The sequence below is a fragment of the Actinomadura sp. NPDC049382 genome, from assembly GCF_040677125.1.
GTDB lineage: Bacteria > Actinomycetota > Actinomycetes > Streptosporangiales > Streptosporangiaceae > Spirillospora > Spirillospora geliboluensis.
This window is the reverse complement of record NZ_JBFARO010000043.1, coordinates 50,470-65,231: the sequence shown is the minus strand read 5'-3', so window position 1 is coordinate 65,231 and position 14,762 is coordinate 50,470. Positions and strand designations below refer to the sequence as shown.

Below are 14,762 nucleotides of genomic sequence, written 5' to 3'. Positions count from 1 at the left end.
TCGGTACCGATGTAGTTGTGGTTGAGCATCCTGGCCTCCTCCTGAGCCAGGACGACAACACGCCGCGCGCGGTCGGTGAACCTCTCGAACATCTCCTCGCCTCATCTCCGGGCGCTGGACATTTAACTCTATGTTTCTAAAGTGGATTGTCCGGTGCCGTTGCGCAAGGCGCGTTCACTACCGGCGTAGCGCCGCAGGGCACCGCGGACCCGAGCGGAGGAGCCTGTGTCCCTGGAGAACCACCTCATGGTCGACGCCTACACCGACGTCCACAACGACTGCGAAGCCGAGGAGAACGCCGCCGCGGCCCGGGCCGGGCGGATGCCGTCCGGCCCGGGGGGCGAGGGTGTCCCGGCCGGCTACCCCGCCGGCCGGCCCGCCGCCTCGCGGGCCGCCGGCGAGCCGTTGGAGCCCATTGACTTCTCACTTTAAAAACTTATAGTGAGAGGCCCAAGGGTGCCATCGGGAGCCGCGCGGGCCGAGGCCCCGAAACGATCTCGACAGACGCTGGAGGTGTCTGGCTTGAGTTCACTCCGCGAGACATACGAATCCCTCAACCTGGAGCCGAAGCCGATCCGGCCGCACATCCTCGCCGCCGCGACGATCGTCTTCGGCGACGACTACTACGCGGGCCGCCGGGAGACCATCAACCTCTCCGGGTTCGTGCAGCTGAACAAGTGGCCGATGCCGGGCTTCGAGCACCGCGTGGACGAGAACGGCTACGCCGAGCTCCAGACCGAGCTCATCAGCGCGCCCGAGGTCGGCATCAAGGGCTACAGCTACGAGCTGGACGACCGCATCCAGGTGCTGTCGAACCCCTTCCTGCCGAACACCGGCCACGTGCGCCAGATCGTCCCCGGCAAGAACTTCCCCGCGGAGTTCTACATCCGCCGCTTCGGCATCCTGGAGACCAGCACGCTGCGTCTCGCCCACCGCAACGTCATCGACATCTACGGCGTGGTGGACAACATTCCCCCCTACAAGAAGCCGCTCACGGGCCCGTACCTGGGCAGCCCGCGCGGCGACGGCCCGTTCGAGGTCGTGCAGGCGCCGAACGTGGCCGTCGGCACGACGCTCCCCGAGGCGTGGTACCCGGCCAACGACGAGAACGAGCCGGTCGGCATCACCCCGACCGTGTTCTTCGCGGCGAGCGCCGGGCCCTGCATGTCCATGCTGGTCGACCCGTCCATGATCATGCAGGTGTCGCTGGAGGGCTCCATCGACATCGAGGTCGACGGACGGACCGAGACCATCGACCTCGCGGGCGACCACCGCAAGGCGGCCGGCACCGAGATCCTGCTGTTCGGCCCCGAGAAGCACGACGAGGGCACCGGTGTGCTGGCCCAGATGGCGCGCGTCGCCATGGTCGGCACCAGCGACGCCCTCGGCGGGCGGGTCATGCTCCGCGCGAGCTGGCCGCGGCCGTCCGGCGGCACCCTCGGCACGGGCAGCGAGGAGAGCCTGAGCCGCGTCCGCTACCCCGGCGACCTGCACATCGACGCCGAGTTCGAACTGTCCACCCCGCAGGGCAACCTGTACGCGGCCAGCCCGGTGCACGTCGCCGGCAAGCTGCGCGACCTGGAGCCCACCGGGACCGAACTGTCGATGCAGGGCACCGACGCGGCCCTGCTCACCGACGGCGGCACCCCCCGTGCCCGGCTGACCGGGGCGCGCCTGGTCATGCGGGACGCCTACGTGGGCGAGACCGCCGCGGTGAACATCTGATCCGGTCCGCGGCCGCGGCTTGACGCGGTCACCGGAGCGAGTCAGATTGAAAAACCAGTAGTACCGGTGCCGGGCGCCTCCTCCCGGGGGCGCCCGGTCCCGGGCACGCCGCGCGACAGGTGGGAGAAGGCTTGGACCCCCGGCAGCTCCAGATGCACCAGGCGATGCTCGCCGACCGGCCCCGGCTGGCGGCCTACGACCGGGCCCTGGCGGGCCTCGCGCACGGCGCCGTCGTCGCCGACGTCGGGGCGGGGGTGCTCGCGCTGTCGCTGCTGGCGCTGCGGCACGGCGCCGAGCACGTCTACGCGGTGGAGGCCGATCCCGCCACCGCGGCCGTCGCCGCCCGCGTCGCCGAGAGCAACGACCTGAAGGGCCGGCTGACCGTCGTGCGCGGCGACGCCCGCACGGTGCGGCTGCCGGAGCGCGCCGACGTGGTCGTGTCCGAGATGATGGGCAACCTCGGCCCCGAGGAGCAGATGATGGAGGTGCTGGGCGAGTTCGCCCGGCACAACCTGGCGGCCGGCGGCACGGTCGTCCCGAGCCGGCTGGTCACCCAGCTCGCCGCCGTGCAGTTCGACGGCGAGGGCTGGGGCCTGTGGGACGACGACTTCCACGGCTTCCGGCTGGACGCGGTGGCCGAGAGCGCGGCGCCCGCCGCGCAGCTGCACTTCTTCCAGCGCCCGCCGACGCTGCTGAGCGAGCCCGCCGAGGTCGCCGACCAGCGGCCCGCGCGCGGGCAGGCCGCGCCGCCGCGCGGCCGGACCCTCACCATCACCAGACCCGGACGCCTGCACGCCGTCATCGGCTACTTCACCGCCACCCTCACCGAGGACACCGCCCTGTCGAACCTGCCGTCCTATCCCGGCTGCAACTGGGCGGTGTGGGTGTGGCCGCTGCGGCACACCGACGTCGCGCCCGGCGACCGGCTGCGGGTGGTGCCGCGCCCGGCGGGCGACGTCCGCGAGGTCACCGGCTGGCGGCTGGACTGCGGGCTGAGGAAAGGGAGCTGACCATGCCCATGGCGGCCGGTTCGGTGCGCGACATCCCCGTGCGCGCCCTCAAGCTGTGCGGTCTCACCTGGAGCGGGGAGTGCCTGTGGTTCTCCGAGGCCGTGTCCAACCAGATCATGGCGCTCGCCCCCATGACCGGCGAGGTCCGGCAGCGGGTGCCCTGCGCCGACGTCCGCACCGACCTGACGACGATGGACGGGAACCTGGTGCAGATCGCCGGCCCGGACCGCGTCCTGCGCACGCTCGACCCGGAGACCGGGGACGTGCTCGCCGAGCGGCCCAACCCGCGCCCCGGCGCGCTGCTGTGCGGGCTGGAGGCGACCCGGCACGGGCTGTGGCTCGGCTATGAGGACCTGCGCGTCGTCGACCTGCGCGACCCGGACGACCTGCGGCTGATCCGCAGCTACCCGGTGCGGAGCCCGGTCGCGGGCGTCACCGTCTCCGACGGGTTCCTCGCCTACGCCGACCACCGCGCCGCCACGCTGAACCTGCTCGACCTGGAGCGCGGCGCCGAGCTCGCGGCGGTGTCGGTGGCGGGCAACCCCACCGGCATCACCTGGGACGGCACGCTGATCTGGTACTGCGACTACACGACCCTCCAGCTCCGGGCGGTGGAGATCCTGGGGATCGCGGGATGACGCGCCGCGACGACCCGGTGCTGCTCGCGGCGCGGGCGGCGCGCGTGCTCGCCACGGTCGTCGTGCTCGGCGCGGCGGCGCTGCCCGGGACGGTCGGGCTGACCCTGCTGCGCGGCCCGGCGGCGGGCCGCCGCCACCTGTACCGCCGGATCACCCGGCTGCTGGTGGCGCTCGGGCCGACGTTCGTCAAGGCCGGGCAGGTGCTCGGCACCCGCCGGGACGTCCTGCCCGCCGCGCTGTGCGACGAGCTGTCCCTGCTGCAGGACTCGGTCGGCCCGCTCACTCCCGAGCAGACCCGCCGCGGCCTCGCCGAGGCGTACGGCCCGGTCCCGGCCAAGCCCGTGGTGGACGGGCCCGTGGTGGACGGGCACGCGGGCAACGGGCACGCGGGCAACGGGCGCGCGGTGGACTCGCGGGGCGGTGGGGCGCCGATCCGGGCGTCGGACGTCACCGCCGTGGCGAGCGGGAGCGTCGCCTGCGTCTACGAGGCGACGCTGCCGTCCGGGGCGCGGGTCGCGGTGAAGCTGCGCCGGCCCGGCATCGAGGCGCCGATGCGGCGCGACCTGGCGCTGATGCGGGCGGGCGCCCGGCTGGCGGCGCGGGTGCCGCCGTTCCGGGGGCTGCCGGTCGCGGAGGTCGTGGACAGCATGTGCGGGGCCGTCCTCGGGCAGCTCGACTTCGCCCGGGAGGCCGCGAACCTGGACCGGCTCCGCGACACGCTGGCGACGGTGCCGCGCGTCTGGGTGCCGAAGGTGCACCTGGACGCGTCCCGGCCGCGCTGCATCGTGATGGACTTCATCCCCGACCTGGACGTGCGGGCCGCCGAGTCGTGCCCGCCGGCGATGCGCAAGCGGTTCGCCGAGTCCGCGCTGACCGCGATCTACCACATGCTGTTCGTCACCGGGTTCGTGCACTGCGACCTGCATCCGGGCAACCTCTACTTCACCCGCGGCGGGCAGGTGGTGGTGCTGGACGCCGGGTTCAGCGTGCAGCTCTCGGAGCGGCTGCGCCGGCTGTTCGCCGAGTTCTTCCTCAACATGGCCACCGGCCGGGGGCGCCGCTGCGCCGAGATCGTCATCGAGAGCTCGGCGGGCGTGCGCCCGGACGCCGACCTGGAGGGGTTCACCGTCCGGATGGCGGACCTGGTGGAGCGCAGCCACGGGCTCCCGGCCCGCGAGTTCAGCCTGATCGCCTTCGCCGCCGAGATGTTCGACCTGCAGCGCCGGTTCGGCATCCACGCCGCCGCCGAGCTGATCTTCCCGCTGCTGTCGCTGCTGGTCATCGAGGGCACGATCCGCGATCTGGACCCGTCGATCGACTTCCAGGAGACGGCCAAGCCCGTCCTGAACCGCGGGCTGTTCGGCCGCCGGACGCCGGCGTGAGCGCGGCGGCGGCGGGCGGCGCCGGCACCGAGCCGGTCGTCCTGGAGTACCTGCTGCTGGGGCTGCGGCTCGGCCGGCACGTGCCGGGGTTCGTCGACTCCTGGGCCGGTGACCCGTCGCTGCAGGCGCGGGTCGAGGCCGAGCCGCCCGCCGACCCGGCGGCCCTGGCCCGGCGGGCGGCCCGGCTGCGCCGCGAGGCGGCCGACAGCGGGCTCGCCGCGGAGCGCCGGGACTTCCTGACGGCGCAACTCGCCGCGCTGGAGTGCGGCGCGCGGCGGCTGGCGGGGGAGCAGGTCCCGTTCGTCGAGGAGATCGAGACCTACTTCCAGGTGCGGATCGGCATGGGCGACACCGACCGGTACGCCGCCGCCCACGACGCGCTCGCCGGGCTGCTGCCGGGGGCCGGCCCGCTGCGGGCGCGGCTGGAGGAGTTCCGGGCGCGCAACGCGGTGCCGCCGGACGCGCTGCACCGGGCCGTCCGCGCGGTGTCGGACGCGCTGCGCGTGCTCGTCCGCGACCGCTACGGCCTGCCCCCCGGCGAAGAGGTGACGTACGAGGTGGTGCGGGACCGGCCGTGGAACGCCTTCAACCGCTACCTCGGCCGGTACCGGTCGGTGGTCTCGCTCAACGAGCCGGCGGGCGCCGACCTGGGCGCGCTGCCGCTGATCGCCGCGCACGAGTGCTACCCGGGGCACCACACCGAGCGCAGCCTCAAGGAGGCGGAGCTGGTGGCGGACGGGCAGCACGAGCACGCGATCGCGCTGGTGAACACCCCGCAGTCGCTCATGGCGGAGGGCATCGCCGAGCACGCGCTCGCCGCCGTGATGCCCGCGGGCTGGGGCGCCTGGACGGCGGAGATCCTCGCCGCGGAGGGCGTCCGGATGGACGGCGAGCGCGTCGAGCAGGTGATGCGGCACGTCAGGACGCTGCTGCCCGCCCGCCAGGACGCGGCGCTCCTCCTGCACGACCGGGGCGCCGGCACCGACGCGGCGGTCGCCCATCTGCGGCGGTGGCTGCTGCTGGGCGAGGAGCGGGCCCGCCGGATGACGGCCTTCCTGACCGATCCGCTGTGGCGGGCGCACACCACGACCTACATCGAGGGCGCCCGGCTCGTCGCCGCCTGGACGGCGCTCGGCGACCCGCGTCGGCGGTTCCGGCGGCTGCTGGCCGAACCGCTGCTCCCGGCGCGCCTCGGCAAGGACATCGTCAACACCGCCCCCGCGCACTGATACTTGCATATTGTGTAGCGCGTCCACGGGAGACCGGACGGAAGACGTCAGACCGGAGACTGAGGGGTGCGCGCATGACCGAGGTGGACCGCGGCGAGATCGAGCCCATGTGGCCGGAGGGCGCCGGGGAGGACTACATCGCGGCCAGGATCGAGCTGGCCAGGGCGGAGCGCAGGCTGCGCGACCAGGTCGAGGCGGTGGCCGCCGCGCGCCGCCGGATGCCGCCGGGCCGGCTGCTGGACGACTACGTGTTCGCGGAGGGTCCGCGCGACCTCGCCGTGGACGAGCCCGTCACCGCCCCGCACCTCGCCGACCTGTTCGGCGAGCACGACACGCTGCTGACCTACCACCTGATGTTCCACCCCGACGAGGACCAGGCCTGCTCGATGTGCTCGATGTGGGTCGACGGCTTCCACGGGGTCTCCCACCACCTGGCGCGGCACGGCGCGTTCGTCGTGGTGAGCAAGGCGCCGCTGCCGAAGCTGCGCGCGTGGGCGCGGCGGCGCGGCTGGGACGGGCTGCGGATCCTGTCCAGCCACGGCACGACGTTCAACCGGGACATGAACACCGAGCGGGCCGGCGGCGTGCAGCGGCCGGTGTTCAGCGTCCTGCGCAGGGAGGACGCCGGGATCCGGCACTTCTACTCGCTGCCCGCCAACCACCTCGACGGCACCGAGCGCGGCATCGACCTGCTGTCGCCGGTGTGGAACGTGCTGGACCTGACGCCCGGCGGGCGCGGCGACTGGTACGCCGACAACGACTACCCGGGCCGGGCCCGCGGCTGACCCGCCGGACCGCCGCCTCCCGAGCACGCGGCCGGCCGGCGCGTGCTCGGGAGGATTCGCCGGTTGTGTCGCGATTGACGGCTTTCACTTTAATAATATATTGTGATCCGAGTTGACGGTGACTCTCTCCCGAGGGGGAATCGGTCGTGTCCGACCAGCTCGCAGCGGGTGTCAGCCGATCCGGAACCGACCTGTCCGAGGCGTCCTGGGACGCCGTTCGCAAGCTGTTCGCCCTGCGGGACGGCACGACCCACCTCAACACCGGCACGGTCGGCGCGCCGCCGCACGAGGTGCTGGACGTGCACGAGCGGCTCTCCCGCGAATGGGCCGGGAGCCTCGGCGACATCTACCCGCCGACGCTCTACCCCGACTACCGCGCCGCCATCGCCCGCGACTTCGGCATCGACCAGGACGAGCTGGCGATCTGCCACAACTCCACCGAGGCCATGGCGCGGATCGTCGCCGGGCTCGACTTCGGCGAGGGCGACGAGGTCGTCACCACCACCCACGAGTGCTTCTCGGTGCTGTCCAACCTCAACCTCGTCCGCGACCGGTACGGGCTGACCGTCCGGCAGGTCACCCCGCCGTCCGGACCGGACGTGCGCGCCGAGGAGATCGTGGAGCTGTTCGAGGCGGCGATCACCCCGCGCACCAAGGCGCTGTTCTTCGCCGGGGTCACGCTGTTCACCGGCACCCGGATGCCCGTCCGCGAACTCTGCGACCTCGCCCAGCGGCACGGCCTGATCACGGCCATGGACGGCGCCCTCGTCCCCGGGATGCTGGACGTGGACCTGCGCGCCCTCGGCCTCGACTTCGCCAGCGGATCGGGCTCGAAGTTCCAGTGCGGCCCCCTCGGCACCGGCCTGCTGTACGCGCGCAACAAGGTCGTCCCCGAGCACAACCCGCTGCCGCTGCCGCGCTTCTGGCCGGTCATCTCGACCTGGTACCCGCTGCTCGGCCCGATGCCGCCGCGCACGACGACCGGCGTCGAGACCTGCAACATGGGCGACTACCTGCAGAGCGCGGGCAGCGCCGGCACCGCCCGCGCCGCCGCGCTCGCCAAGGCGTGCGAGATCTGGAACGCGATCGGGCGCGGCCGCATCGAGCGGCACATCCTCGACCTCGGCGACTACGCGCGGGAGCGGGTCGCGGAGCGGTTCGGCGAGGACTCCCTGTACTCGCCGTCCGCCGACGTCCGGCTGCGCTCGCCGCTGGTCGCCTTCAAGCCGTTCCGGGACCCGGCGGACGCCTGGAACCCAAAGAAGATCAACATCCTGGTCGACCGGCTGGAGGCCGAGCACCGGATCTGGATCCGCTGGGTGGAGTTCGACGTGCCCGGCTCGCCGCACCTGCACTACGCGGCCCGGCTGTGCACCCACCTGTTCAACACGCGCGAGGACGTCGACCGTGCCGTGGACGCCATCGGCCGCCTCGCCGACGAGCTGTCGTGACCGGAGGGGCCGCCGCGCGGGACGCGGGGGCCGCAGGCAGCGCGCGGGGCGGACGCCCCGCGGGCGGACGAGCTACGGAGCGGTGAAGCCATGACCGACGACGGGCCGCCGGACGGCGGGGTACTGCGGCTGTACGGGCCGGGCGAGAGCGGCGACCTCGACCCCGCCCGCGCCGGCGGCGCCCCGGCCCGGCAGATCACCCGCCTGTGCACCCGGCAGCTGTTCGGCTACGCGCCGGTCGCCGACCCCGCCGACTGGCGGATCGCGGCGCCCGTCCCCGACCTCGCGGCCGACGTCCCGTCCACCTACAACGCCGGGATGAGCGCGAGCCACAAGGTCTACACGGTGACGCTGCGCAGCGGCGTCCGGTGGGACTCCTCGCCGCCGCGGGAGGTCACCGCCGGCGACTTCGTGCGCGCCTTCAAGCGGCTGTGCTCCCCGGTGCCGGGGATGGCGGGCGCCGCCTACTTCGCCGGGACGATCCGGGACTTCACCGAGTACCGGCGGGCGTGCGCCGCCGCGTTCCCCGGCGGGGCGACGGCGGCGGAGCTGGCCGAGTTCCACCGGTCCACCGAGCTGCCCGGCGTGTTCGCGGTGGACGACGACGTGCTGGTGTTCGAGCTGGAGCGGCCCGACCCGGAGTTCCTGCACCTGCTCGCGCTGCCCGCCGCCTCTCCCGTCCCCGTCGAGTACGAGGCGTTCGTGCCGGGCGACGGCACCGCGCCCCGCCACCTGCGGTCGACGGGCCCGTACCGCGTCGTGCCCGCCCCGCCGGGCACGACGCTGCGGCTGGAGCGCAACCCGGTGTGGCGGCCGGAGACCGACCCGCTGCGGAGCGCGCACGTGGACGCCGTCGAGGTGACCGCCGCCCCGGCGACGGCGGGCGCGCTGCGCCGGGTCATCGGGGCGGGGCGCGCCGACCTGCCCTGGGGGCTCTCGGTGCCCGACCTGTCGGCCGATCCGCGCGGCGACCGGTACGTGCGCGACGAGGTCCTGGACCCCTATCTCGTCTTCAACCTCGCCGCGTCCCCCGTGCTGGACGCGCCCGAGCTGCGCCGGAGGATCGCGGCGGCCATCGACAAGCGGGCCCTGCTGCGCATCCACCGCGATCTGGGGCTGGACCCGTCCGTGCGGGTCGCGCACAGCCTGCTCGCCCCGGACGAAGTGCGGGCCGAGCCCGCCGATGTCCCGGTGGCGGGGTCCCCGGCGCCGCCGAAGGAGCTGGTGCTGATCCACTCCGATGCCGGCGCGCACCCGGCGATGGCGCGGTCGGTGGCCGCCGACCTCACCGGCGCCGGGATCGCGGTCCGCGTCGAAGCGCGGCCGTTCGCCGCGTACCGCCGGATCGTGGCCGAGACCGGGGGCTGGGACCTCGCGCTCGCCGCCTGGGCGCCGGAATGGCCCGACGACCGGGGCCGCGCCACGGTCGAGCCGCTGCTGCGGGGCGGGCCGGTGCCCGGCGTCGCCAACCACGGCCGCTACCTCGCCCCCGGCCTCGACCGGGCCATGGACGAGGCCATCGGCGTCACCGACCCCGACCGGGCGCGGGCCGCCTGGCGCGAGATCGACCGGCGCGCCATGGCGGACGCCCCGGTCGTGCCGCTGCTGGCAGTCGCCCGGACCGTGCCCCGCGCCGCCGGGGACCGGGTCCGCGGCGCGGTGGCGATGCCCGTCCAGGACCACGCCCCCGACCTCGCCGCCGTCCGGCTCGACCTCACCCTGCCGGGACGGCCGCCGGCGATACCGGTCGCCCGGTCGGTGCCCGCCCCCGGGCGGTACCTGTGCGGGCTGACCCACGACGGCCGGTACCTGTGGCACTCCGACCAGGAGGCCGGGAAGCTCTTCGCGGTGCACCCGGCGCACGGCGAGATGGTCCGCGAGGTGTCGAACCCGCGCGTCCGCGCCGACCTGGCCTTCCACGACGGGCTGCTGCACCAGATCGGCGGGCGGCCGAAGCGGCTGGTGCTGATCGACCCGGAGACCGGGCAGGAGGTCGGAGAGAAGCCCGTCGACCCGCCGAGCGGCCGGGTGACCGGCGTCGAGGCCGCGCCCGAGGGCCTGTGGCTGTGCCTGCGCGCCCCGTCGGTGGCGCAGCTGCGCGACCCGCGCACGATGGAGGTGCTGCGCGAGTTCCCGATCGAGGGCGAGCCCGCCGGGCTGACCTGGGCGGGCGGGCGCGTCCTGTACGCCGAGTTCGAGACGGGCGTGCTGCGCGCGGTGGACGACACGACCGGGGAGCCCGTCGCCGAGGTCACCCTCGAAGGGCACCCGACCGGCCTGACGTGGGACGGCTACCAGCTCTGGTACTGCGACTTCGAGGCGCGGCGGCTGAAGTCGGTGCGGCTCGCCGAGGTCCTGCGGCATCCGCCCGCGCGGAGGCGTGGCGGTGGCTGACGGCGCCGCCGGGCTGGACCTGCTGCCGGTCGCGCGCGCCCTCGCGCCGACCCGGGAGCGCGCGGCGGCGGTCGCCCGCATCGCGGCCGGTACCGGCGTCGAGCTGGACGAGGACTTCGGCCGGCGGACCGCCGCCTACTACGACGCCGCGCCCGAGCCCGGCTACGGCGCGGACCTGCGCCGCCGCTACGACCGCCTGAAGCGGCACAACCTCGCGCAGTTCCAGGCGCTGACCGACGCGGGCGTGGAGATCCGCCCGTGGCTCGGGGACGGGCGCCCCTACCCGAACTCGCGCGTCCTGCGCGACCGCGTGCGCCGCACCCGGCGGCTCTACGTCCACCTGACGGCGCGCGGGCACGGGCCGGGGCCGGTCCGCGGCTTCCACCCGATGCGGGAGCCGGCGGGCCTGCGGGTGGACGGCGTGGAGTTCTGCCACAACGACGTGTTCCGGGCGGTCCACGACCTGCTCGGGCACGTCGCGTTCGACACCGGGTTCGGGCCGAAGGGCGAGTTCCTGGCGGCGCACGGCCACCTCCAGCTCTACCCGGAGGAGGCGCACCCGGTGCTGTTCACCGAGCAGATCGCGCAGATCTGCTGGTTCTACTACGGCCCGCACCGCGACGTGCCCGCGAGCCGCAGGCCGTTCCCCGAGCAGAAGGTCCTGCTGTTCCCGAAGCGGTTCCTCGACAGCTTCCGCCAGATGTTCCGGCCCAGGCCGGGGGAGGAGTCCGGATGACCGACACCGCACGGCTCGGCTCGCGGCGGGCCGGCCCGCCGCTGGAGGACGTCCGGCGCGACTTCCCGATCTTCGACGCGGGCGGCACGGCCGGCGGCGACGGGCCCCTGGTCTACCTCGACAACGCGGCCACCACGCAGAAGCCCCGCGCCGTCCTGGACGCCGTCGTCGGCTACTACTCCACCGCCAACGCCAACGTCGGGCGCGGCTACTACCGGCTGAGCATGGCCTCCACCGAGCGCTACGACGACGCGCGGGAGACCGTCCGGGCGATGCTGAACGCCGCGCACCCCGAGGAGATCGTCTTCACCCGCGGCACCACCGACGGGATGAACCTGCTGGCCGCCACGTTCGGCCCCCGCGTCGTCGGCCCCGGCGACCAGGTCGTGGTGACCGGCGCGGAGCACAACTCCAACCTGCTGCCCTGGCGGCGGCTGTGCGAGACGCGCGGCGCCGAACTCGTCGTCGTGCCCGCCGGGCCGTCCGGCCGGACCGCCGTCGCCGACTTCACCACCGCGCTCGGCCCCCGGGTGCGGCTGGCGGCGGTCGCGCACGTCTCCAACGTGCTCGGCGCCGTGAACCCGGTCGCCGAGCTGGTCTCCGCCGCGCACCGGCAGGGCGTCCCGGTCGTGGTGGACGGCGCGCAGGCCGTCCCGCACCGGCCGGTGGACGTGCGGGAGCTGGACGCCGACTTCTACTGCTTCTCCGGCCACAAGATGTACGGGCCGACCGGCACCGGGGTGCTGTACGGGCGCCGCGACCTGCTCGCGGACCTGCCGCCCTACCAGGTCGGCGGCGGCACCGTGAAGGGCGTCGCCCACGACGAGCCCGTCCACTACGTGCCGGTCCCGGCGCGGATGGAGGCGGGCACCCCCGACATCGCGGGCGCGGTCGGCCTCGCGGCGGCCGCCGGCTACCTCGCCGGGCTCGGCTGGACGCGGATCCGCCGCCACGACCAGCTGCTGGTGCGGCACGCGGTCGACGCGTTCGGCCGGATCGACCGGGTCCGGGTCGTCGGCGACCCGGCGGCCGGCTGCGGCGGCATCGTCTCCCTGGTGGTGGAGGGCGTCCACCCCTACGACGTCGGCGGGCACCTGGACGCGCACGGCATCGCGGTCCGCAGCGGCGTGCACTGCGCGAGCACGTTCCTGGACTCGCTCGGGCTGCTCGGCACCGTCCGCGTCTCGCTGGGCGTCTACAACACCGCCGCCGAGCTGGACCGGGTCGCCGAGGCGCTCGCCACCGTGCGGCCCGGCGTGTGGACGGCCGAGCACCCGACGACCCGGTTCCTGTGATGCGCTTCGACACCCGGCTGGTGCACGCCGGCCACGAACCCGACCCCGCGACCGGCGCGCTCGTCCCGCCGATCCACCTCGCCGTCACCTACGAGCGGCGCGTCCAGGACCCGCCCCGCTACTTCTACTCGCGCGGGGAGAACCCGACGCGGGAGCGGCTGGAGCGCTGCCTGGCGTCGCTGGAGGGCGCCCGGCACGCGGCGGCGTTCTCGTCCGGGCAGGCGGCGGCGGTCGCCGCGCTCGCCCTGCTGGAACCCGGCCGGACCCTGCTGGCCTGCGACGACGTGTACGGCGGCAGCCACGAGCTGTTCGCGATGCGCGCCGAGCGCGACGGCGTGAAGGTGCGGTACGCCGACCTGTCCGACCCCGGCGCGCTCGGCGCCGCGCTCGGCGACGACGTCGGGCTGGTGTGGATCGAGACCCCCACCAACCCGCTGCTGAAGGTCGTGGACCTGGAGGCGGTGTGCGGGGCGGCGCGCGCCGCCGGGATCCCCACCGTCGTCGACAACACCTTCGCCGGTCCCGCGCTCCAGCAGCCGCTGCGGCACGGCGCCGACGTCACCCTCTACAGCACCACCAAGGGCATCGCCGGCCACTCCGACGTGATCGGCGGCGCGCTCGTCACCGACGACGCGGACCTGCACCGGCGGTTCACCGCCGACCGCACCGTCACCGGCGGAGTCCCCTCGCCGTTCGACTGCTACCTCGTCCATCGGGGCGTGCAGACCCTGGCGCTGCGCACCGCCCGGCAGGCCGCCAACGCCGCCGCGATCGCCGCCGCGCTGGACGGCCACGAGCGGGTCGGGACGGTCCGCTACCCGGGCCTCGCGGCGCATCCGCAGCACGCGGTCGCGGCCCGGCAGATGGCGGCGCCGGGCACGATCGTCAGCTTCGACTACCTGGGCGACCCCGCCGCGTTCATGGACCGGCTCCGGCTGTTCGGCTGCGCGGTCAGCCTCGGCGGCGTCCGCTCCCTGGTGGAGGTGCCCGCCGCGATGACCCACGCGCGGGTGCCGCGCGCCGCCCGGCTGCGGCTCGGCGTGACCGACCGGCTGGTGCGGATCTCGGCCGGCATCGAGGACCCCGCCGACCTGCTCGACGACCTGCGCACGGCCCTGTGACCGAAGGGAAGGCAGAGCATGGAACCGACGACGAACGGCCGGCGGCCCCTGTGGCTGGACGGCGCGACCGCCACCGAGCTGCAGCGCGCCGGGCTCGCGGTGGACGGCCCCTGGTGGACGGTCCGCGCGCTGAACGGCGAACCCAACCGCACCAAGCTGCGGGCCGTGCAGCGCGCGCACCTGGAGGCGGGCGCCGACGTGCTCACCGCCAACACCTTCCGGTGCAACCTGCGGACGCTGCGCCGGATCGGCCTCGACGCCGCCGGGCTCGCCTGGATGGTGCACGCCGCCGTCGGGGTCGCGCAGTCGGCCCGCGAGCAGGCGCGCCGCCCGGACGCCGTGATCGCCGCGTCGATGGCGCCCGTCGAGGACTGCTACCGGCCCGACCTGGTGCCGCCCGCCGACGAACTGGCCGCCGAGCACGCGTGGCTGGTCACCGAGGCGCGGCGGTCCGGCGTCGAGCTGTTCCTCATCGAGACCATGAACACCGAGCGGGAGGCCAGGACCGCGCTCGCCGCCGCGCTCGCCGGCGGCGGCCGCGCCTGGGTGAGCTTCGTCTGCGGGCCGGACGGGCTGCTGCCGTCCGGTGAGCGGGTCGGGGACGCGGCGGCCGCCGCCGAACGCGACGGCGCGGAGGCCGTCCTGGTCAACTGCACCGCCCTCGCGGACGTGCCCGCCGCGCTCGACCGGCTCCGGGAACGGTGCTCGGGCCCGATCGGCGTCGCGCCCAACCTGGAGGACCGCGGCTCGCTCGGCCGCTGGGAGCACACCGACCGGGCGCTGCCCGCCGCCGTCGGCCCGGACGAGTTCGCCGAGCTGATGGCCGGCTGGCGGGACCGGTACGGCCTCGACGTCCTCGGCGGCTGCTGCGGCACCACGCCCGATCACCTGGCCGCCGCCCGCGCGCTCATCGGCGCCGGCGCCGGGCCCGTCGCCGAGCCCGCCGGCTGACCCGCCCCGCTCCCACGGCCCCGCTCCCACGCCCCGCACCCACCG

Annotated in this window: 13 protein-coding genes; all 13 read left to right on the top strand. The window is 74.9% G+C overall.

Annotated elements, in window-relative coordinates; all coding sequences use genetic code 11:
• Positions 1–225 precede the first annotated feature (225 nt).
• The 13 genes from AB0K34_RS24485 (at position 226) to AB0K34_RS24425 (ending at position 14,717) form a co-directional block, all read left to right on the top strand.
• Entirely contained in the window at positions 226–432 is a 207-nt protein-coding gene (locus AB0K34_RS24485; RefSeq protein ID WP_301178237.1) for a hypothetical protein, read from the top strand.
• A gap of 90 nt (positions 433–522) precedes the next feature.
• Positions 523–1,725: a DUF6004 family protein gene (locus tag AB0K34_RS24480; RefSeq protein WP_138638614.1), complete on the top strand. Its 1,203-nt coding sequence runs from the start codon at positions 523–525 to the stop codon at positions 1,723–1,725.
• A 131-nt stretch (positions 1,726–1,856) separates the two neighbouring features.
• Positions 1,857–2,735, top strand: coding sequence for a methyltransferase domain-containing protein (locus tag AB0K34_RS24475; RefSeq protein ID WP_364551033.1), 879 nt, complete (start codon positions 1,857–1,859; stop codon positions 2,733–2,735).
• A 2-nt stretch (positions 2,736–2,737) separates the two neighbouring features.
• Complete coding sequence (locus AB0K34_RS24470; RefSeq protein ID WP_138638612.1) at positions 2,738–3,373, top strand: hypothetical protein; 636 nt, start codon at positions 2,738–2,740, stop codon at positions 3,371–3,373.
• Positions 3,370–4,755 carry an AarF/UbiB family protein gene (locus AB0K34_RS24465; RefSeq protein WP_364551031.1) on the top strand — a complete coding sequence of 462 codons (1,386 nt, stop codon included), beginning with the start codon at positions 3,370–3,372 and terminating at the stop codon, positions 4,753–4,755. Before AB0K34_RS24470 ends, AB0K34_RS24465 begins: the two co-directional genes overlap by 4 nt.
• Complete coding sequence (locus AB0K34_RS24460; RefSeq protein ID WP_138638610.1) at positions 4,752–5,984, top strand: DUF885 domain-containing protein; 1,233 nt, start codon at positions 4,752–4,754, stop codon at positions 5,982–5,984. Before AB0K34_RS24465 ends, AB0K34_RS24460 begins: the two co-directional genes overlap by 4 nt.
• A 74-nt stretch (positions 5,985–6,058) precedes the next feature.
• The gene (locus AB0K34_RS24455; RefSeq protein WP_364551029.1) at positions 6,059–6,769 is read left to right on the top strand and encodes a DUF899 family protein; all 711 of its coding nucleotides are present in this window, start codon (positions 6,059–6,061) and stop codon (positions 6,767–6,769) included.
• Positions 6,770–6,915: 146 nt separating this feature from the next.
• Positions 6,916–8,220, top strand: coding sequence for an aminotransferase class V-fold PLP-dependent enzyme (locus AB0K34_RS24450; RefSeq protein WP_301177686.1), 1,305 nt, complete (start codon positions 6,916–6,918; stop codon positions 8,218–8,220).
• A 90-nt stretch (positions 8,221–8,310) separates the two neighbouring features.
• The gene (locus tag AB0K34_RS24445) at positions 8,311–10,614 is read left to right on the top strand and encodes an ABC transporter substrate-binding protein (protein ID WP_364551027.1); all 2,304 of its coding nucleotides are present in this window, start codon (positions 8,311–8,313) and stop codon (positions 10,612–10,614) included.
• Positions 10,601–11,350 (top strand): hypothetical protein, encoded by a 750-nt coding sequence (locus AB0K34_RS24440; protein WP_240808066.1) that lies wholly within the window; start codon positions 10,601–10,603, stop codon positions 11,348–11,350. Before AB0K34_RS24445 ends, AB0K34_RS24440 begins: the two co-directional genes overlap by 14 nt.
• A complete protein-coding gene (locus AB0K34_RS24435; protein WP_138638606.1) occupies positions 11,347–12,645 on the top strand; it encodes a cysteine desulfurase in 1,299 nt (432 codons plus the stop codon). Before AB0K34_RS24440 ends, AB0K34_RS24435 begins: the two co-directional genes overlap by 4 nt.
• The gene (locus AB0K34_RS24430; RefSeq protein WP_138638605.1) at positions 12,645–13,766 is read left to right on the top strand and encodes a PLP-dependent aspartate aminotransferase family protein; all 1,122 of its coding nucleotides are present in this window, start codon (positions 12,645–12,647) and stop codon (positions 13,764–13,766) included. The genes AB0K34_RS24435 and AB0K34_RS24430 overlap by 1 nt, the downstream gene beginning before the upstream one ends.
• An 18-nt stretch (positions 13,767–13,784) precedes the next feature.
• On the top strand, positions 13,785–14,717 hold the full coding sequence (locus AB0K34_RS24425; protein WP_138638604.1) for a homocysteine S-methyltransferase family protein: 933 nt from the start codon (positions 13,785–13,787) through the stop codon (positions 14,715–14,717).
• Positions 14,718–14,762 lie beyond the last annotated feature (45 nt).